17 protein-coding genes are annotated in these 19,015 nt (G+C 60.3%); 2 read left to right on the forward strand and 15 right to left on the reverse strand.

What is annotated here, in order from left to right; genetic code table 11:
- Positions 1 to 159: 159 nt before the first annotated feature.
- From QFX05_RS04050 to QFX05_RS04085, 8 genes are all read right to left on the reverse strand, one after another.
- A complete protein-coding gene (locus QFX05_RS04050) occupies positions 160 to 639 on the reverse strand; it encodes an Asp23/Gls24 family envelope stress response protein (RefSeq protein WP_279741171.1) in 480 nt (159 codons plus the stop codon).
- Positions 640 to 1,045: 406 nt separating this feature from the next.
- Positions 1,046 to 2,131, reverse strand: a complete 1,086-nt coding sequence (gene ychF / locus QFX05_RS04055; RefSeq protein WP_279741172.1) for a redox-regulated ATPase YchF — start codon at positions 2,129 to 2,131, stop codon at positions 1,046 to 1,048.
- Positions 2,132 to 2,347: 216 nt separating this feature from the next.
- Positions 2,348 to 2,980, reverse strand: a complete 633-nt coding sequence (locus tag QFX05_RS04060; RefSeq protein WP_070616154.1) for a response regulator transcription factor — start codon at positions 2,978 to 2,980, stop codon at positions 2,348 to 2,350.
- Between the two features lie 125 nt (positions 2,981 to 3,105).
- Positions 3,106 to 4,365 carry a sensor histidine kinase gene (locus QFX05_RS04065; protein WP_279741174.1) on the reverse strand — a complete coding sequence of 420 codons (1,260 nt, stop codon included), beginning with the start codon at positions 4,363 to 4,365 and terminating at the stop codon, positions 3,106 to 3,108.
- 144 nt (positions 4,366 to 4,509) lie between these two features.
- Positions 4,510 to 5,271 (reverse strand): ABC transporter permease, encoded by a 762-nt coding sequence (locus tag QFX05_RS04070; protein ID WP_279741176.1) that lies wholly within the window; start codon positions 5,269 to 5,271, stop codon positions 4,510 to 4,512.
- Between the two features lie 56 nt (positions 5,272 to 5,327).
- On the reverse strand, positions 5,328 to 6,284 hold the full coding sequence (locus QFX05_RS04075; protein ID WP_279741178.1) for an ABC transporter ATP-binding protein: 957 nt from the start codon (positions 6,282 to 6,284) through the stop codon (positions 5,328 to 5,330).
- 279 nt (positions 6,285 to 6,563) lie between these two features.
- The gene (locus QFX05_RS04080; protein WP_279741180.1) at positions 6,564 to 7,649 is read right to left on the reverse strand and encodes a 4-hydroxy-3-methylbut-2-enyl diphosphate reductase; all 1,086 of its coding nucleotides are present in this window, start codon (positions 7,647 to 7,649) and stop codon (positions 6,564 to 6,566) included.
- A 27-nt stretch (positions 7,650 to 7,676) separates the two neighbouring features.
- Positions 7,677 to 8,900 (reverse strand): dehydrogenase, encoded by a 1,224-nt coding sequence (locus QFX05_RS04085; RefSeq protein WP_279741181.1) that lies wholly within the window; start codon positions 8,898 to 8,900, stop codon positions 7,677 to 7,679.
- Positions 8,901 to 9,056: 156 nt separating this feature from the next.
- Between QFX05_RS04085 and xseA the strand changes: the two genes are divergently transcribed.
- Positions 9,057 to 10,358 (forward strand): exodeoxyribonuclease VII large subunit, encoded by a 1,302-nt coding sequence (gene xseA / locus QFX05_RS04090; RefSeq protein ID WP_049346945.1) that lies wholly within the window; start codon positions 9,057 to 9,059, stop codon positions 10,356 to 10,358.
- Between the two features lie 54 nt (positions 10,359 to 10,412).
- Positions 10,413 to 10,679, forward strand: coding sequence for an exodeoxyribonuclease VII small subunit (locus tag QFX05_RS04095; protein ID WP_279741185.1), 267 nt, complete (start codon positions 10,413 to 10,415; stop codon positions 10,677 to 10,679).
- A gap of 137 nt (positions 10,680 to 10,816) precedes the next feature.
- On the opposite strand, the gene QFX05_RS04100 is transcribed toward QFX05_RS04095, so the two are convergent.
- The 7 genes from QFX05_RS04100 to galU form a co-directional block, all read right to left on the reverse strand.
- On the reverse strand, positions 10,817 to 12,040 hold the full coding sequence (locus QFX05_RS04100; RefSeq protein WP_279741186.1) for a pyridoxal phosphate-dependent aminotransferase: 1,224 nt from the start codon (positions 12,038 to 12,040) through the stop codon (positions 10,817 to 10,819).
- Between the two features lie 6 nt (positions 12,041 to 12,046).
- Positions 12,047 to 13,228 carry a glycine betaine ABC transporter substrate-binding protein gene (locus QFX05_RS04105; RefSeq protein ID WP_279741188.1) on the reverse strand — a complete coding sequence of 394 codons (1,182 nt, stop codon included), beginning with the start codon at positions 13,226 to 13,228 and terminating at the stop codon, positions 12,047 to 12,049.
- Complete coding sequence (locus QFX05_RS04110) at positions 13,228 to 13,737, reverse strand: NUDIX domain-containing protein (RefSeq protein WP_005508451.1); 510 nt, start codon at positions 13,735 to 13,737, stop codon at positions 13,228 to 13,230. Before QFX05_RS04110 ends, QFX05_RS04105 begins: the two co-directional genes overlap by 1 nt.
- Before the next feature lie 26 nt (positions 13,738 to 13,763).
- Positions 13,764 to 14,948 (reverse strand): LysR substrate-binding domain-containing protein, encoded by a 1,185-nt coding sequence (locus tag QFX05_RS04115; RefSeq protein WP_279741190.1) that lies wholly within the window; start codon positions 14,946 to 14,948, stop codon positions 13,764 to 13,766.
- Positions 14,949 to 15,044: 96 nt separating this feature from the next.
- Positions 15,045 to 15,545, reverse strand: coding sequence for a DedA family protein (locus tag QFX05_RS04120; protein ID WP_279741192.1), 501 nt, complete (start codon positions 15,543 to 15,545; stop codon positions 15,045 to 15,047).
- Between the two features lie 421 nt (positions 15,546 to 15,966).
- Positions 15,967 to 17,562, reverse strand: coding sequence for a hypothetical protein (locus QFX05_RS04125; RefSeq protein WP_279741193.1), 1,596 nt, complete (start codon positions 17,560 to 17,562; stop codon positions 15,967 to 15,969).
- 302 nt (positions 17,563 to 17,864) lie between these two features.
- Positions 17,865 to 18,773 carry a UTP--glucose-1-phosphate uridylyltransferase GalU gene (gene galU / locus QFX05_RS04130; protein ID WP_279741195.1) on the reverse strand — a complete coding sequence of 303 codons (909 nt, stop codon included), beginning with the start codon at positions 18,771 to 18,773 and terminating at the stop codon, positions 17,865 to 17,867.
- Between the last annotated feature and the right edge of the window lie 242 nt (positions 18,774 to 19,015).

The following is a 19,015-nucleotide window of genomic DNA, read 5'->3' on the forward strand; positions in this document are numbered from 1 at the left end:
GCAGAGGCCTACGGCCCATCCGGCAAAGCCACACAGGGCTACCAGAACAAACGTTCCGAAAGAACCGAAGGCAAGAACGGCTCCAAGGAACAGGCCCACTAGGAGGGCCAGGTGCGTTGTCTTCATAAGAACTCCTTAGATTAAGGCGTTGGATGCGGGTTACTTGAGGTCGGTGTCCTCAGACTTGTCAGAGTCATCCTCGGGCAGGTGAACGTCGGTAACGTTGATGTTGACCTCAACAATCTCAAGACCGGTGGTGCCCTCAAGCTGCTCGATAACGTTGCGACGAATTGCGTCGGAAACCTCAACGATGGAGACACCATACTCGACGACTACGGTAACCTCGATAGCTGCCTGGGTCTCACCCTTCTGGACGCTAATGCCGCCAGCGACGTTGGTCTGAGCGTTGGGGATACGGTCGGTCACAGCGCTAAACGCACGGCGAACAGCATTGCCCATGTCGTAGACGCCGGGGATTTCACGAGCTGCCATGCCAGCAATCTTTGCGACGACGCTCTCATCAATGGTGGTAATACCGTGCTCGGTCTGGAGAGGACCGCGGGGTTCCTTGGTCTCTTCAGCCTTGTTCTCGTCGTGCTCGCGCTGCTTTGCAGTCTGGGGGATAGCGTTGTTGCTCATTTGGAGCCTCTTTCGTAAAAATCCGAGATGGTTAATAACGGTTATGCACGATGCAGTAAGCAATATAGTCAAGGTGCCCTCGGTGGCATCCACAATCAGCTTTCTCTGTTGACTGATCTGACTGGTTTTGCTGCCCGTCATATTTGCCGTGCTAGTAGTTAGACGCTACCAGATGTGGTTTCGTCATAACTTTATTTTATGCAATGAATCACACAGCTCAAAAAAGGTCATATTTTGCGTGCAATAATCTGTCACAAATACTTCGGAAGACAGCTTTCTATCTTGTCATCCTATAGAGTCAAACAAGAAGATATCCCAACCAGATTCTTCAGAAGAAGCCAACAAACATAAAAGCGGAGCCCAGCACTGTGCACAGTGCTGGGCTCCGCTTTTATGTTTTTACGGCTTAGACGTTGAAACGGAACTCGACCACGTCGCCGTCCTGCATGACGTAGTCCTTGCCCTCCATACGGACCTTACCGCGAGCCTTCGCCTCCACCATGGAGCCAGCCTCATCCAGGTCAGTGAAAGACACAACCTCAGCCTTAATGAAGCCACGCTCAAAGTCAGAGTGAATCACGCCAGCAGCCTGCGGCGCAGTATCACCCTTATAAATAGTCCAGGCGCGGGCCTCCTTCGGGCCAGCAGTCAGATAAGTTTGCAGACCCAGGGTCGAGAAGCCCACACGAGCCAGCTGGTCCAGGCCGGACTCATCCTGACCGTTCATCTCCAGCATCTCGCGAGCCTCCTCCTCAGACAGCTCCACCAGATCAGCCTCCAGCTTCGCATCCAAGAACACAGCCTCAGCCGGTGCCACCATGTCACGTAGCTCCTGCTGCTTCTCCTCAGAGGCCAGAATGCCCTCATCAGCGTTGAAAACGTAAATGAACGGCTTAGCAGTCAGCAGGTTCAGCTCCTTCAAGTGAGCCAGCTCCAGCTTCGCGTCCTTCACACGAGAAATGATGGTGTCACCATCCTCCAGGATCTTCTGCGCGGCTTTGTAGGTCTCCAGCTGAGCGGCGTCACCCTTCTTAATCTTCACAGCCTTCTCCAGACGCGGAATAGCGTTCTCCAGAGTCTGCAGGTCAGCCAGAATCAGCTCAGTGTTAATGGTCTCCATATCGGAGGCGGGATCAACCTTGCCGTCCACGTGAATGACGTCCGGGTCATCAAACGCACGCACCACCTGGGCGATAGCGTGCGCCTCACGAATATTCGCGAGGAACTTGTTACCCAGGCCCTCACCCTCAGAAGCGCCCTTCACAATACCCGCAATATCAACAAACGAAACAGTCGCAGGCAGAATACGCTCCGAACCAAAAATCTCAGCCAGGCGGTTCAGACGCACATCCGGCAGGTTCACCACGCCCACGTTCGGGTCAATGGTCGCGAACGGGTAGTTAGCCGCCAGCACAGTGTTGCCGGTCAGAGCGTTGAACAGGGTGGACTTGCCCACGTTAGGCAGGCCAACAATGCCGATAGTTAGAGCCACAAGTTTTCCTTCGAATCATGTACCCCGCCAAACACTCAGGATGCGCCGCGTACGTGATGCGGCGGGTGCGGGCGGGCACAGGGCGAAAATGGTGCCCGCTTCCAAGCACGACACCGCCAGTCTCAAGAAGAAACGGGTGCGGGGCGCCTGCGGGCATAGACACTACCATTCTACCGTGTTCGCGCAGGAGCCGCCCGTGTTGATGAGAGCAGCGGGCTAAAGCCAGCCGTTCTCCGTGGCGATACGCACCGCATCCTGACGAGTCGACGCACCCGTCTTCGCCATCGCCGCCGACAAATAATTACGCACCGTACCCGCCGACAAAAACAACGCCGACGCAATCTGCTGAGCCGTACCACCCGACGCCGCCTCACGCAGCACCTGCGCCTCACGCTCCGTCAACGGAGAAGCACCCGTCACCAAAGAATCCGCCGCCAACGACGGATCCACCACACGCAACCCCGCATGCACACGACGAATCGCCTCCGCCAACTGGCGAGCACCCGTATCCTTCACTACAAAACCACTCGCACCAGCCTCCAGCGCGCGGCGCACATAGCCCGGGCGGCCAAACGTCGTCACAATCAGCGTACGCACCGGCTCACCCGACTCACTCACCGCCCCCGCATCACGCAGCGCCGCAGCCGCCTCAATACCATCAGCCAGCAAAGTACCGGGCATCTGCACATCCAACAGCACCACGTCAGGCTTCAACAGGGCGACCGCGCCCAACACCTCATCGCCGCTACCGACCTGCCCCACAATCTCCAGGTCAACCTCCAGACCCAGCAGGGCGGCAAGAGCCTCACGGATGAGTTGCTGATCATCAGCGAGCAGAACACGAATCAGGGGAGCCTCCCTGGGGTGAAGACGGGATGATAACGGCGGGCGGAACAACCGCGTGAGGTTGTCTACCACCACCATACATGGGCGGGTAGCTCCCCCGTCCAGGGCGCGGCGCCATGTTCCACAATCTACAGCAGCGAAGTATCGCCGTCCATGCTCACGCGGATGCGCGTACCCACCCCACCGGCAGGGTTCGGGTTCTCCGCCAGCCACTGCTCGGGAGCCGCCACACGCTGAGCCATACCCGTCAGACCGTTACCGCGCACATCACCCACGCCCACGCCGTTATCGAGGATGTCCAGACCGGTTGCGGTCAGACGCACCCGCGCCGCGTTCGCACCCGAGTGGCGCACCATGTTCGTGACCGCCTCACGCAGAACCCAGGAGAACAGCTTCGCGTTCACACCAGCTACCGCGAGCGCGCTCTGGGCCTCCGGCAGTTCGGCGCGAATACCGGCGGTCTGCAGGGCACGGCCCGCACCCTCAATCTCACCCGAGAAGTCAGGCACACGCAGGCGCGTCACGGTTGAGCGGACCTCCGCCAGAGATGCGCGAGACAGCTGCGCGATCGCCTCCATTTCGGCGCCGGCGCGGGCGGGGTCAATCTCCAGCAGGCGCTGCGCCAGCTCCGCTTTGAGGGTGATGACGGTCAGGGAGTGGCCCAGCACATCGTGCACGTCGCGGGCGATTTCCTCGCGTTCCTCAGAGAGCGCCAGGGAGGCACGCGCTACGTCCGCACGTTCGCCGAGCTCAATCAGGTAGGAGAAGCCCAGCATGCCCACCATCGGCGCACCGATAAAGAGGGCAATTCCGCCGTGCGCGGTGACGTCAAAACCGATGCCCGCCATAAAGATTAGCCAGCAGACCAGGGCAATCGTCGCCGCTACACCGAAGCGCAGGGGGTACGGGGCGATTGTGCCAAAAATCCAGAACGCCACAAAGTACATGCTGAACGACAAGAACACCACATACGCAGATTCCAGCTGCAGCGCCGTCAGGCCAGCCACAGGCAGTGCCATCAGCACCGTCCAGATGACGCTTCGACGCACCGTGGAGGCGACCGGCACCAGCCACGGCACCGCGTACGCCGAGCAGTTCACCACCGCGAACAGTACCACCAGCGCCACACCGGTCCAGCGCACATGCGCCAGCTCCGGGGTGGTGAGGAAGCTGTCCAGCGGCATGAGCAGAAACACCAGCCACGGGGCGCTAAAGCCCAGCGCCAGCCAGTTCACGTTGCCACTGCGTTCCCGGTGGAGGAAGCGGAAGCGGTGCTTACCCAGGGTGCGCTTCGCGGCGGAGGGTGCCGCCTCGTTCTCTGCGTGAGTCTGTTCAGTCACGGCGCGGGCCTGGTCAGTGTTGTGCGGGTGCGTGTGGGTTTCGGTCATGGTTCTAGCCTAACGTGCGGGTGTTGCGGGTGCAGGTGCCAGGGGTGCAGATACCACCGGCGCGGCAGTGTTAGCAGATGGGGTGTGAGTGGGTACGGCTTCCGCCGCAGCCTTAGGGTTCAAGGCTGCGGCGGGAAGAAGCGTTTAGCGGCGGGTTGCGCGGCGCATTAGCAGGGCAGAAACACCCAGGAAGATCGCCGCCCACACGGCCAGGCTCAACACGGCGTACCAGAGCGGCTCGGTGACGAACCAGTCCTCACCACCGCCCAGAATAATGGTCTGACCTGCGGCGAAGGGGTAGCGGGCAATCTCAGCGGCACCGTACAGCGGGGTGAAGCGGGCGTACTTCAGCAGGTCGGTGCTCAGCGGGGAGAACACGGTACCGAAGAAGCTCATAATCACCAGCAGACCGTTCGCAATGGACACGGCGTTCTCGTTACGAATCAGCAGCCCCATCATGATGCCGTAGAAGGCAAACACCAGACCGCACAGCACGGTCAGCGCGCCGGCTGCAAGCTGCTGGTTCACAGGGATCTCAACACCGGTAAACATGCCCACAATGTTCACCGCAATCACCGGCAGCGCAGAAATCACCAGGGCGGTCAGTGCCTTCGCGCCCAGGTACTTGCCGGTGGTCAGCGGGGTCAGCGCCAGCTGGCGGTTCCAGCCGCTCGACAGTTCGGTGACGGTGCTGCCGCTAATCGCCACGGTGTTCTGCACGGCACCGTACAGCGCCATGCCAATCATGACGTACGCTGCTACGTTGCCGTCGCCCATCGGCTGGGAGGAGTAGTCCTGCATCGCGCCAAAGAGCAGGAAGAATACAATCGGCAGTGCCACGCCGAAGAAGAAACGGTCGGTCGAGAGGATAGAAGCGCGGATGTCGTAGAGTGCGTAGCGGAGCATGATGTTTTCCTTGAGGTATGTAGCGGCGGCGGTGTGATGTTGAGGCGGTACGGTGTTTAGGCTTCGGATGCTTTGGAGGCGGCGGCTTGCTCGGTCAGCAGGGTGAAGGACTCGTCCAGGGAGGGCTTGGTGACCTCCAGGTCGGTGATGCTGTAGTTTTTCAGCAGAGTGCGCAGTACCTGTTCAATCTCCACCACGGAGATGCGGTGGCGGTACCCGCCGGACTCTTCGGTGACCTCAACCGGCACGTTCAGGTCGGTGATGGGTGCGGGTGAGAGGAAGCTGAGGTGGCGGTGGCCGGTCAGGGCGCGAATCTCGTCGGAGGAGCCGTCAGCGATGATGGAGCCGGATTCCATGAGCACGATGCGCTGGGCGAAGTTCTGTGCTTCTTCTAGGTAGTGCGTCGCAAAAAGAATGGTCGTTCCACGCTCGGCGATGGCTTCCATGCGCTCCCAGAAGGTGCGGCGCGCGTTCACGTCCATGCCGGCGGTCGGCTCGTCCAGGATCAGCAGTTCCGGCGAGTGCATGGTCGCCAGGGCGTAACGCAGACGTTGCTGCTGACCGCCCGAGCATTTGCCGACCTTACGCTTAGCAATATCGGTCAGGTCGGCGCCGGCGAGTACCTCATCCACGTCAATGGGCTTGGGGTACAGGGCGGCAATCATCTCGACCGTGGCGCGGATCGTCAGGTCCTTGAGCAGGCCACCGGTCTGCTGAACCGCACCGAGTAGACCGGCGCGTGCCACCTCGGAGGCGTTGCGGCCGAAGACGCTCAACTCACCGCCGCTGGGCTGGGTCAGACCAAGAATCATGTCAATGAGGGTGGTCTTGCCTGCGCCGTTGGGGCCGAGCAATGCGATGATTTCGCCGCGCTTGATGGTCAGGTCAATCGAGTCGACAGCGACCACGGTGTCTGCCGCACGGGTGGAGAAAACCTGGCGGAGGGAGCGGGCGGAAATAACGGTTTCTGCGATATTTTGTTGCGTGCTGTTCTGAAGTACTGCGGTGTTCATGTTTCTATTACACCGCCGGTTTTCGCACCGGTGCGGTACAGAGTGTCATGACCTGCCCATGACAAATGTCATGAGTTGAGGATATGCGAACGTCTCGGTCAGTTACGCGAAGCGGGCACTCCGTCCTCAAGGCTCCCCAGCTCCGCAGAGGGCGCACTCTCCCGCGTAGCGTGAACGTGAAGCTGCGCAAGCGTCCTTGCCCGCTCATCCTCAGACACGAAAAACCCCGTGTCTTCTCCCCACACGGGGAAGAGGACACGGGGTCATAAGCTAAAAGTATTAGCGAGTGGGCTTCGCGCCACGGCCACCGAGCTGGCGGCCGACGTTCTCGTCATTCTTCAGGGCGGAACGCAGTTCCTTCGGCAGGGAGAACAGAATGTCTTCCTTCGCGGTCTCAACCTCTTCGATAGTGCTGTAGCCGTACTCACCCAGTAGCGCCAGCACCTCCTGAACCAGCACCTCCGGCACGGACGCGCCCGAAGTCAGACCCACGGTCGCCACGCCCTCGAACCAGGCCTCGTCCACCTGGTGTGCGAAGTCCACACGCTCGGCACGCTTAGCGCCGTATTCAAGTGCCACTTCCTTCAGGCGCACGGAGTTCGAGGAGTTCGCCGAACCAACCACAATCACCAGGTCAGCGCGCGGAGCGATCTCTTTGATTGCACCCTGGCGGTTGGAGGTTGCGTAGCAGATGTCGTCCGAGGGCGGGTCCTGCAGGGACGGGAAACGCTCACGCAGACGAGCCACGGTTTCCAGGGTCTCATCCACGGACAAGGTGGTCTGAGAAATCCACACAACCTTCTCGGGGTCGCGGACCGTTACCTGATCCACTTCCTCGGGCGAGTTCACAATCTGGATGTGCTCGGGCGCCTCACCGGCGGTACCCTCGACCTCTTCGTGGCCGGTGTGACCGATGAGCAGGATGTCGTAGTCCTGCTTGGCGAAGCGCACAGCCTCGCGGTGCACCTTGTTCACCAGCGGGCAGGTCGCGTCAATGGTGTTCAGGGAGCGGTCGCCGGCTGCGGAAACCACCGCCGGGGACACGCCGTGCGCCGAGAATACGGTCACGGAACCTTCGGGAACTTCGTCCACTTCATCAACGAAGATAGCGCCCTGCTTCTCCAGGGTCTCCACCACGTGGCGGTTGTGCACAATCTGCTTGCGCACGTAGACGGGCGCGCCGTAGTGCTCCAGCGCCTTCTCAACAGCAATCACGGCACGGTCAACGCCCGCGCAGTAACCGCGCGGGGTGGCGAGCAGGACTTTCTTCTCACCGGTGACGGGTGCGGCGGCTTCAACCTCGGCGCGGCTGCGGCGCTCGCGGGGTACGGGCGGCAGGCCCAGGGCAATAGTTTCAGTGGACATGGTTACTATCCTACGTTGTTCAGACTTTTAGTGTGTGATGACTGTGGCACCGCTCGCAGGGCTACGGCCCAGGGCGGTGAGGCGAATCAGGATACCGAGTAGCAGGGCGAGGATTGCCAGGACCAGCCCGTAGCTTGCCGCCGCCTCCAGATGCCCGGTCAGTGACGGTGCGAGCTGATTCCATACCCCGGTAATCAGCGCCGTTCCGGCGGCGCTGTGGCTGGTAATTCCTAGGGATTCGGGGCTCTGGTCCCCTAACCAGGCTGCGGCGCCCCATCCCAGCAGGGCGTAGAGCAGAGCCGTGACCACCGGTACCAGGATGCGGTGCCTGGGTGCCAGCAACATAGCCAGCAGCAGGCTCAGCACCGAGATAATGGTCAGCGGCACGGTGGACTTGCCCAGCGCGGCGGCACGGTTAATGCCGGCGTGCAGGTACCATTCCTGCTGGTCCTGCTGGCTGTTGCCGTCCTTCACCCGGTCAATGTTGAGGGTTTCAGGGCCGAGCTTCGTCAGGTCCGGGTCGAAGGAGCCGATAGAGCCGACCTTCGCATCCAGCGCACGGTAGAAGGGGGTGAGCACAATGACGGCGGGACCGTCCTGGTGTTCAAGGTTGTAGCGGCGAGTTTCCTCGGCGACTTCCTTCCAGAGGCTTCGATATTCTTCAGTTTTTGACAGCTCAGCCGCGGAACGGTTGAGCAGGGAACGTATGCCGTCTTGTGTCGGCTTTACAAGAATGGAGTATAAGCCGCTTTCTTTGGTGCCGTCGAGGAAGGTTGTCATAGCCTCGGAGTTCATGAGGTCTTCCACCGCGCCGTCAGCGATGCGCGAGGCAAGCTGCGAGTCCTCCGCCAAGTTGGAGGAAATCTGTGAGAAACCGCGCTCTGACATGAGCTTTGAGTTCACCCAGGCACCCGCGGATGCGCCCAGACCGGTCACCAGGGCCAGGGCGCACAGCACAACGGTCAGGAACCTGCGCAAACCTGCCGCGAAGGGAGGCTCCGGGGCAGCCTGCAATTCGGCCTTTGTGGGGGCTGTCCCGTGGCCGAGCGTGCGGGTGGGCTGTAGCAGGGTGGTGTCTTCATCCGCCGTGTAGTGGCCGTCCGTGTAGTAGCCATCCGTGCGGGTGATCCGGGTGCCGACGACTCGGGTCGCATCCGCCGGGTAGTTGTGCGCGCCCGTACCCGCCGCAGACGAAGCTGCGGCGGTGTTGAGGGCATTGTTCTGGTCTTCTGACTGATCGGGTGAGCGCATGAGCCTAGGGTACCCGCTCACACTGTTCAAAGCCGATTCAGACCCGCCGAATGCGCCAGAAGCTAAGTTCCACCTGCACTGCGTGCAAGATACCCCGATTTGCTCGGCTGACCTGTGAGCAGGCGCATAACCAACCAATCAGGGACAATAGAGGGTATGAACTTCTACAACCCCTCCGCAGCGCAGCCGGCACCCGCACTCGTGGTGCCGCCCGTGCACGAGCGGCAGCTTCCCGGGAAGTCTCAGGAAACCACCGCCACCAACCCCTGGCCCCTCGCCCTGCTCGCGCAGAACCTCAAAAACTACGTAGACAAGGTTCCCGAGCTCTGGGTGGAGGCACAGGTCGCCTCCCTCAACGGCCGCGGCGGCAACGTCTTCATGGAGCTCAAAGACCTCAACGAAGACTTCTCCTTCACCCTCGCGCTCTTCGGGCGTGCCGGTAGCGGCCTGGCGGCCGATGTGACCGTAGGCGCTCGCATCGTCACCCGCGCCAAGCCGAGCCTGTGGAAGAACGGCAAGCTCTCCCTCATCGGCAAGGAAGTGTACGCGGTCGGCACCGGCAACCTGCACGAGCAGCTGCAGCGTCTGCGTGAGGCTCTCGCCGCCGAGGGGCTGTTCTCTGACGCGCGGAAGAAGCCGCTGCCCATGTTGCCCAACCGTGTGGGTCTGATTACCGGTCGCGATTCTGACGCTGAGAAGGACGTCATCCGTAACGCTTCCCTGCGCTGGCCCGGCGTGACTTTCGAGGTGCGCAACACCCGCGTTCAGGGTGAAGGTGCGGCGGCTGAGGTCATTGCCGCTCTCGCCGAGCTAGACGCTCACCCGGAGGTTGACGTCATCGTCATCGCCCGAGGCGGCGGCTCCTTCGAGGACCTGCTCCCCTTCTCTGAGGAGGCGCTCATCCGCGCCGTCGCGGCAGCCACCACCCCCGTGGTCTCGGCAATCGGTCACGAGGCTGACTCCCCCATCCTCGACGCGGTCGCTGACCTGCGCGCCTCCACCCCAACCGATGCGGGTAAGCGCATTGTGCCCGATATTTCGGAGGAAACCGCCCGCATCACCGAGGCGCGCGCCCGCCTGGACCGTGCGGTGCTCGGCTACGTGGGCATGCAGATGAACTACATTGCCCAGCTACGCAGCCGCCCGGTGCTCACCCACCCGGAGTCCTCCCTGCTCATGCGTGTGGAGGAGCTGAGCCAGCTGCGCGAGCGCGCCCACCGTTCGGTGCAGCACCGCCTGGAGCGTGAGTCGGCGACCCTGTCGCACACGTTGGCGCGGGTGCGTTCGCTCTCTCCTGCGCAGACGCTGAACCGCGGCTACTCCATCGTTCAGGATGCCGCGGGCGCTATTGTGCGTGACGCTTCGGCGCTGAGCGAGAGCGAGCAGATTACGGTGCGCGCGGCGACCGGTTCGGCGCAGGCGACCGTGACCTCCACGGATCCCTCGAACATCTCCTAAACCTCAATACCCCTAAAGTTTTACCCCAAGTTTTTACCTCTGAAAGGTTCCTCAATGAGCGAGAACATTAGCTTCAACAGCGCCGAGCTGGGCGCCCCCGTCGAAACCCTCGGCTACGAGCAGGCGCGCGCCGAGCTGGAGCAGGTCGTGCGCCAGCTGGAGTCCGGCGCCAGTGACCTGGAGACCTCTATCGCCCTGTGGGAGCGTGGCGAGGCGCTTGCCGCCCGCTGCGAGGCGTGGCTTCAGGGCGCACAGGAGCGCCTGAACGCGGCACGCGGTGTGCAGACTGGTGCGCAGGGCGGGGAGCCTGCGGCGAACTAGCACGCCCCTCCCCCGGCGCGTTCCTCGGCCCTCTGGCGCATCACGCATCCGCTAAGCCACTAAAAATAGCCTGCCCCGTAGCTCATCAGAACTGCGGGGCAGGCTACTTCTGTCTATATGTAGCAGAGGCGGGAAGGCTAGTGCTTCTGCTTGTAGTCAGCCATGAAGTTACCCAGACGCTCCAGGGCGCTGGTGAGGGTCTGCGTATCGGGCAGGAACACCAGGCGGAAGTGGTCCGGATCCTTCCAGTTGAAGGCGCGGCCGTGGCTGAAGAGGATCTTCTGGCTCTTAAGCAGGTCCAGGACGAACTGCTCATCGTCAGTAATGTCGAAGCGCTCAACATCAATCTTCGGAAACAGGTACAGTGCGCCTTCGGCGTTGGTGCAGCTGATGCCGTCAATCTCGTTGAGCATCTTGTGCGCCAGGGTGCGCTGCTCGTACAGGCGGCCGCCGGGAATAATCAGCTCGTTAATGGACTGGTAGCCGCCGAGCGCGGTCTGGATTGCGTGCTGTGCCGGAACGTTGGAGCACAGGCGCATGGAGGCGAGCAGGTGAATACCCTCAAGGTAGCTTGCGGCGTCCTTCTTCGGGCCGGTGATAGCGACCCAGCCTGCACGGTAACCGCAGACGCGGTATGCCTTGGACAGACCGGAGAAGGTCAGGCAGAGCACGTCGTCGCCGGTGAGGGTTGCCATGTTGACTACCTCAACATCGTCATAGGTAATCTTTTCGTAAATTTCATCAGCGAAGACCACCAGATTGTGCTCGCGTGCCACGTCCACAATCTGTTGCAGGACTGCGCGTGGGTACACGGCGCCGGTGGGGTTGTTCGGGTTAATAACCACGATGCCCTTGGTGCGCTCGGTAATCTTCGACTTAATGTCTTCAATATCCGGGTACCAGTTGTTTTCCTCATCGCAGAGGTAGTGCACGGGCTTGCCGGCAACCAGCGCAGTGGATGCGGTCCACAGCGGATAGTCAGGCATGGGAACCAGGATTTCGTCGCCGGTCTCGCACAGTGCCTGCAGGGTCATCGGGATTAGCTCAGACACGCCGTTGCCGAGGTAGACGGCGTCGGTGTCGAGATTCATAATGCCGCGGTTCTGGTAGTGCTGCACAATGGCGGTACGTGCCGAGTAGAGGCCGCGGGAGTCGGAGTAGCCCTGGGTTTCGGGCAGGTGACGAATGATGTCCATCATGATGGCGTCGGGCGCTTCAAAGCCGAAGGGGGCGGGGTTACCAATGTTCAGTTTGAGGATGCGGTGACCCATCGCCTCCATGCGATTGGCCTCGTCCAGAATGGGGCCGCGGATGTCGTACAGGACGTTGCTCAACTTTGAGGACTGACGGTACTTCGTCATGATGATTTACTTTCTAGGGTGATCCAAAATGAATTGCGCTGCGTCATCATCTGCGATGGGGTTGGATCCGCTGGTCAGACGCAATAGGAACGAGAGGTTACCCGTGTCTAATGTAGATGATACGCGGTTAATTGCCGTACGGGCGCTATCTGGCAGGGCACGACGAATAATGGGCACCAACTGCTGCTGCAAAAGTGCCGTTGACGGGTCTTCCAGGATAACCAGGCGGTTCTCTTCAATCGCGGAGTCGCTGCTGTGCAGCAGGGTCACCTGCACGCTGTCGGAGGTCAGGGCTTTAACGCGCTCGGCAGGGTTGTCCTGAATCTTCGGGTTGTGCACACGGTAGCGGTAGAGGCTATGCAAAGAATCCACGCCGTAGGTGCCGCTGGAGTACCCGGTCGGAATGGAGAACGCCAGAGAAGAGTGTACCTCACGCAGGTTCGCGAGGGAGTTGAGCTTGTGGCGGGCACTCACGGCGCGGGTGGTGACCAGTACATCCTTGTTGGTGGCGTGGGCACCGTTGAGGAGCATGAGCTCTTCGGGCAGGATACGCGAGATGGCGTTGGTCATGTCGGTGGTGCTCATGGCACGCAGGTTGATGGGGTCTGCGGAGCGGGTAGAGCTTGCCGTGGGGCTCGCGGTTGCGTCCCTAGCATGCGCGGAGGCGGTGCTCTCCTCCGGGTTGGGGGTAGCTGCCGGGGGCAGGGTCACGCCTGCGGCTTGAGCGGAGGCGCTCATGGAGGCCGCGATGCGTTCGTTCTGCGCTGCGGCGGGGCTGATTTTTCCGTCGTCGGTCAGGTAAAGCAGCAGGTCGCCGCTGTAGTCGATAACCAGGTCCAACGATTCAAGCGCGGCTGCGGTGCTACCGGTTTCCTCATCGTCGGGCAAAGTTGCGGTAGGGGTGGCGGAGTTAGCCGAAGGAACCATGAGCCCGCGCAGGGCGGTAGCGCGGCTGTTGTCGGTGTCAACTAGTTCAACGGAGTAGCCAACCTGTCGCAGGGCGCGCGCGTACAGGTGCGCCACAGCACGCATTTCACGCAGGGCACCGTAGCCGATGCGCAGAGTACCGTAGCTGGATGCGGAAAGGTCCATCTGGGGGGTTGCGTCATTATTCCCGCAGGCGGCGAGCAGCGGCATGAGCACCAGGGAGGTGAACACCGCACGGCGGGTGATGGTTAGTCGGTTCATTAGGGAAGCTTCCGTGCATTTTCGTCGGCAAGAAATTCGCGGTATTCGCGTGCCCAGCTGGCGGCATTGGAGTAGCCCATCATGGAGGCTACCTCGTCTATGAGAGTACCGTAGCGGATGGTATCTAGCTCAGCGATGGGTACCCAGCGTGCGGTGTCGGAGGAACCGTTAATTTCATGGCGCAGTTCGCCGGTGACAATATGGGCACGGAAAACCACCCGCAGGGCGCAGAAAGGCAGCGCTTGCGGGTCTTTCTGGGTGGAGCGCACGGGGAAGTGCCCGGCGTGCACGCCCAGAATGTCTTCAATAGCGACGCTATAGCCAGTCTCTTCAAGGGTTTCCCTCAGCGCGGTTTCATCGGCCTGTTCGCCGGGTTCCATGCCGCCTCCGGGCAGGGACCAGAGAGGGCTGAGTGCGCGGTCTTCGGGCACCCAGCGGGTCATGAGCAGCTTGCCCTGCTCAATGATGACTGCGTAGGCTGCGGGGCGGGTTTCCATTGCTAATGCCATGGTTTGATTTTACCGTCTATCGTTCTTTAGCGTTTCTTGCCGCGGCGTGCACTGGCGGCTTTGGCGGTCTGTCGGGAGTGCTGGCGTGCGTTACCGTTTTTCTTGGCGTTGGCGCGTTTTTTATCGCGTGCTTCACGGCGGGCGTTGGCGGCTCGTGCCTTCGCTTTTGCCTTTGCTTTTTCGGCGGCGACGCGTTCAGCGCGTGCCTGCCGGGTTTCGCTGCCGCGGTCACTGGTTGCGGTGCGGCCACGCACAATACCGATGAAGTCCTGCAGGAGCGCTTCAAGCTCTTCGCTGCGCGGCTCGCCCTTGGGGGCACGCGGCCACACCAGGTGCACCGGGTAGACGTCCAAGCCCGCAACGGGGCGGTAGGTGAGGTCCTTGCGGTGGTAGAAACGCGCAATGGACATGGGCACAATGTACAGGCCCACACCGGCGGCAACCAGCTCGATGGTTTCCTTATCGGTCAGACCTTCGGGCACAATGCGACCTGCGTTCTCACGCCAGGCGCGGGATACTTCCTCATAGGCGGGAATATCGGAGGCCGGTTGCAACAGGAACTCTTCGGCAAGCTCCTCCACGGGCACCTCATCAAGTACGGTGAGCACATGATCCACCGGCAGAATGACCACGGGCAGCTCCTCGTAGAGGCGGATGCTGTGGTACTTCTCGCCGTCGGTGCTTACCGGTTCGCGGTCGGGGCGCACAATGCTCATGTGTGCGAAGGGATTCTCGGGTACGTCCTTACACTCAATGGGAGAGTGCTCGGCAACTTCGGCAGGCACCTCGGAGGTTCCCTCTTCTGAAGATCCAGCAGGGAGGTTATCGGCGGGATCAATCAGGCACAAATCCTGATGTAGGGAGTCCAGGCCGCGCGCCTCACGCACGGGTACCTCCGCCAGCTGCACGCGGTCGCCGTAACGCTCATGCCAGCGGTTGAACCACTTGCCGGGCATAATCGCCGGAACGTAGCTAACACGCAGCACAGAGCGCTGTAGCACGGGGATGGGCAAAGCCTCCGGAGTCTGAATCATTGCCAGCTGCTCGGGATGCAGGTACACGCGGGTGGGGGCCTCGGTGAGCGCTTCGGTTTCTACCTCGTCGGTAGCGTTTTCAGGCGCGCTCAGCTCGGGGTCGATTGCGGTGAGAGCGGGGTCGTTGGCGGGCTGCTCTTCGGGGATACCTACGGTGGAGGGTGCGGATGAAGTCATCCCTCCACGCTAGCACATCTTGGGCGGGGGTATTGGGGTCAGGTAAGCGGCCTCAACCCGGGGAGATAGTGCACCTATCCCCTGCTGGGGGCAGGACTAGTTCTCGGTAATGTTTGCTGTAGCGTTCTCAACGGTTTCGCGGTTAATGCGGCGTTCGCGCAGCTGAGCCGCAATGACCAGCACCGTAATAACAATGGCGAGGGCGACCGGGAACATCCACGGTTCCAGGCCGAGCGCGGCAAGAATTGCGAAACCGATGGTGGTGTAGATACACGCCCATATGAAGGTTCCGACCAGCATCGCGGGAACCCAGCGACGCAACGGCATTTTCGTAAAGCCGGTCGTGATGATGACCGCGGTTTGCAGACCCACGGTAAGAAAGCAGAGGGGCACGGCAATAACGCCCCATCGGTTGATGAAGGCGCGCGCTTTGCGGTAGAGCGGGCTATCCATGGCTTTGCGGATGCGGTCAAAGCGGGATCCCCCTTCTGCGGTCAGCACTCCGAGGCCGTAGACAATGCTGGTGCGAACAATGCCGACACCCCACATGATTGCTAGGGCTACCTCAATCGGGAGTGCGTCAAACCAATCTTTCATCTGGCTATTTTCTCATGAGTGGGCAATATTAGCCTGATTGAAGGTTCTTTGAGGCTTCTTATTCAACGTACGGAGGGGGCTAAAATTTTTTTTAAATTTTTTTCAGCCAGGGGTTATTGCCCCTTGTCGCCTGCAATAACAAGGATTTTACTTAGGTAAACCTTAGTTTATTGACAGGGTGTCACTATTTTCAGCTTGTACCAGGTGCAGGAATTAGGATATATTTTTATTACCGAATAGGGCAGGTCTTGTGGGAAGGCCTTCCTAGTCGGTCTAGAAGGCTTTCTTCCTGTGTGTGATGCTAGAAAAGGAGCCCCATAGACGGGGTTCCTTTTTCTTTTTAACCGTCCCTATTACCCAGGGACGCGAAACCCCCGACAGTACGACATGTCGGGGGTTTTACATGTAGTGACCGCAGAGCTTACTTCTTATCCTGATCCTGGCGGTGCAGGGCGCTCAGCGGCTTGGGCAACTGAACCGGGTTCCAGGTGTTGCTCACAGCCTCAAAGGAGGAGCCAGCACCGGGGTGACGGCTCGTCGAACGAACACCAACGGTCGCGGTAGCACCGGTCGAGAGAGCCGGGTCGTTCAGCGAGGCGATATCCAGCGTATCGAACTCGGAATCATCCAGGATATCCGGCAGAGGAATCTCTTCAGGAATCGGCTGAGCGGCAGGAGCCTCAGCTACCTGGCGGACGGGTGAACCGTCGCGCAGAGCCTGGCGAGCCACCGGCTGATCAGGATGAATTGCCGGCTGCTGTACGGCAGCTACCATCGACTGTGCAGGTGCCTGAGCGGAATCCTGCTGAACCTGAGCAGGCTGAGGCGCTACCGGCTGGGCGACAGGTGCCGGAGCCTTCTGAACGGGCTGATGCTGTGAAATAGGAGTCTGTACCGCCTGAGCCTGCCCAACATACGCCTGTACAACCTGAGGTTGCCCCGCGGTACGAGGCGCAGCCGCGGAGGAAGTAGCCGAGCCACTCTCCTGGTCGAAGAGCACGCTACCGCGGCGAATCGGCTGGAAGCGGCTCGGACGCTGCTGGCGATGCTCAGGGCGATGAGCCGCAGGCGACTCGGCAGAGCTAGTTGCGGCAAAACGAGCGGGTGCCGGGCGAACAGGACGAACAGCCTGAGAAGGCGCGGGCGCCTCCTCGCGAGCAGCCACCTCGGGTGCACCCTCAGATGCCTCCACTGCAGCATGTGCGCGGCTCGGGCGTGCTGCCTCGCGGTTCATGCCGTGTACGGGCTTGCGGGTAGCGGAGCGAGCGGGGGTTTTCTCTTCTTCGATCGGGTCCTGAACCGGCGCCTCCGCAGACTCGTCGGCACTACCGGCAGGCACTTCGTCCTCATCAGAATCTTCTGCATCCTCTTCACCGGGCTCCTCCTCAGATGCCGCAGCAAGACGAGCAGCACGACGAGCCTTAATCTGATGACTCGCAGACTCCAGCAGACCGAAGCGGCTCACAGCCCACACGCCACCGGCAAGAATCAGGAAGAGAACAGCCCAACCCCACGCCGCAACACCAAAGAGAGCAAGAACGCCACTCAGAAGGCCCAAACCAGCCAATGCAACAGCAACCAGCAGGCCAATACCACTCGGGCTTGAGGTGTCAAAGTAAGACAGGGCGGAGGGCTTTACCTCCTCCACTACAGGGATTCCATCGGTATAGGGCGCAGTGGGAGAAGATTCGCGAATCTGCGAAATAGAAGCCGTATCCAGAGCAGGCTGAGCGGAGTCATCGACAGCGTGAGAGGAAGAAGCCTGCGAAAGAGCAGAAGAGGGCAGAGAGGTACCCGGCGCCACCGCATAATCGGAAGACTGGTACGCATCCGACTCATTCAGCAGCACACCTGCAGAGGCAAGAATGTCCTCAGCGGTACGCTCGGCGCTAATCAAGGGACGCTCAGGCTCCATGACGGAACCTGCGGGCGCTCGATGGAGACTCCTGGGTACAAACCACAGCAGCAAAATCACGGTCAGAATTACCAACACACCAGAAGTGTTCAACAGCGTCATATCAGGTCGCCCTCTATAGTCCCTTTATCCCTAGACTTTAATCATACCCTTATATTCTCGATGCTTTCCATAAGGGGCAAGAATCGGTCTAAATATGCGCATATACCCTAGAAGGAATATGCATCCGAAGATGCAATACATGTTCGCAGCAGTACTCTCATTGACCCCTCACTCAACAATATCCCACGTACGACACAAAGGAAGGCGCCCCCTTCTTGGGCTAACGCCCACAAGAGAGAACACCTTCCTCAGCGTGGTTGGTATTTATCGGTTGCCCTCGCTAGAGAGCGGATGCAGAGTGCTTAGCAGTTCTCTGCGACAAAGTCCTTCAGCCATGCGCGCAGGTCCTCACCGAACTCGGGGCGCTCAGCAGCAAGAATAACGTTTGCCTTCAGGTAGGACAGCTTGTCACCGGTGTCGAAACGGCGGCCGGAGAAGACCACGCCGTAGACGCCTTCGCCTTCGCCCTCCCCCTGAGCCAGGGTCTGCAGAGCGTCGGTCAGCTGAATCTCGCCGCCGCGACCCGGAGCAGTGTTCTCCAGAACCTCGAAGACCTTCGAGCTCAGAACGTAACGACCAATCACAGCGTAGTTCGAGGGAGCCTCATCAGCAGCAGGCTTCTCAACCAGACCGGTAATCTTTACAAAATCGTCCTCACCCTCAACAGCCTCAATAGCAGCTGCACCGTAAGCAGAAATAGCCTCACGGGGAACCTCCATCAGAGCAACGACGGAACCGCCGGTACGCTCCTGGACCTCCACCATGCGAGCGAGCAGGTCTTCCTTCTCGTCAATCAGGTCATCGCCGAGCAGAACAGCGAATGCCTCATCGCCGACGTGGCGCTTTGCGCGCAGAACAGCGTGGCCCAGACCCTTGGGGTCACCCTGACGCACGTAGTGCAGGTCGCCGCCCATCTCATTGGTAGCTACCACGGATGCGAGCAGGGCGTCCTTACCCTGCTCAGCAAGCTGCTGCTCCAGAACGGGAACACGGTCAAAGTGATCCTCAAGAGCGCGCTTGTTACGGCCGGTAATCATCAGAACGTCGTTCAGACCGGCACGGATTGCTTCCTCCACCACGTACTGAATCGCGGGGCGATCGACGACGGGGAGCATTTCCTTCGGGGTTGCCTTCGTGGCGGGCAGGAATCGGGTGCCCAGACCAGCAGCAGGAATAACTGCCTTAGTAACAGACTTAATTTCAGTAGCCATGCCACAAGAATACCCTAAGTTATAAAGTACTTAAGCTGATTTATCGACACTATGACATGAAAAAATCTTCAACGTGACTAACTACATATCAGTGAAGCTACATTCTTCCGGATGTAGAGAAAATACGTTCTTCAGAACCCAATGCTATTTTCTGTAATCCCTATACTAAAAAGTAGATTCTACAGCCCAGCAGAGTAGGTTACTTTTTGCCGCCCGCATAGATGTTTTCGCCCCACCTTAAA

This window comes from Rothia similimucilaginosa (assembly GCF_029850875.1).
GTDB lineage: Bacteria > Actinomycetota > Actinomycetes > Actinomycetales > Micrococcaceae > Rothia.

Coding starts and splice junctions, on each gene's coding strand:
- QFX05_RS04050 (WP_279741171.1), bottom strand. CDS start 639: ATGAGCAACAACGCTATCCCCCAGACTGCAAAGCAGCGCGAGCACGAC.
- QFX05_RS04065 (WP_279741174.1), bottom strand. CDS start 4,365: ATGACCGAAACCCACACGCACCCGCACAACACTGACCAGGCCCGCGCC.
- QFX05_RS04070 (WP_279741176.1), bottom strand. CDS start 5,271: ATGCTCCGCTACGCACTCTACGACATCCGCGCTTCTATCCTCTCGACC.
- QFX05_RS04075 (WP_279741178.1), bottom strand. CDS start 6,284: ATGAACACCGCAGTACTTCAGAACAGCACGCAACAAAATATCGCAGAA.
- QFX05_RS04080 (WP_279741180.1), bottom strand. CDS start 7,649: ATGTCCACTGAAACTATTGCCCTGGGCCTGCCGCCCGTACCCCGCGAG.
- QFX05_RS04085 (WP_279741181.1), bottom strand. CDS start 8,900: ATGCGCTCACCCGATCAGTCAGAAGACCAGAACAATGCCCTCAACACC.
- xseA (WP_049346945.1), top strand. CDS start 9,057: ATGAACTTCTACAACCCCTCCGCAGCGCAGCCGGCACCCGCACTCGTG.
- QFX05_RS04095 (WP_279741185.1), top strand. CDS start 10,413: ATGAGCGAGAACATTAGCTTCAACAGCGCCGAGCTGGGCGCCCCCGTC.
- QFX05_RS04100 (WP_279741186.1), bottom strand. CDS start 12,040: ATGACGAAGTACCGTCAGTCCTCAAAGTTGAGCAACGTCCTGTACGAC.
- QFX05_RS04105 (WP_279741188.1), bottom strand. CDS start 13,228: ATGAACCGACTAACCATCACCCGCCGTGCGGTGTTCACCTCCCTGGTG.
- QFX05_RS04110 (WP_005508451.1), bottom strand. CDS start 13,737: ATGGCATTAGCAATGGAAACCCGCCCCGCAGCCTACGCAGTCATCATT.
- QFX05_RS04115 (WP_279741190.1), bottom strand. CDS start 14,948: ATGACTTCATCCGCACCCTCCACCGTAGGTATCCCCGAAGAGCAGCCC.
- QFX05_RS04120 (WP_279741192.1), bottom strand. CDS start 15,545: ATGAAAGATTGGTTTGACGCACTCCCGATTGAGGTAGCCCTAGCAATC.
- QFX05_RS04125 (WP_279741193.1), bottom strand. CDS start 17,562: ATGACGCTGTTGAACACTTCTGGTGTGTTGGTAATTCTGACCGTGATT.
- galU (WP_279741195.1), bottom strand. CDS start 18,773: ATGGCTACTGAAATTAAGTCTGTTACTAAGGCAGTTATTCCTGCTGCT.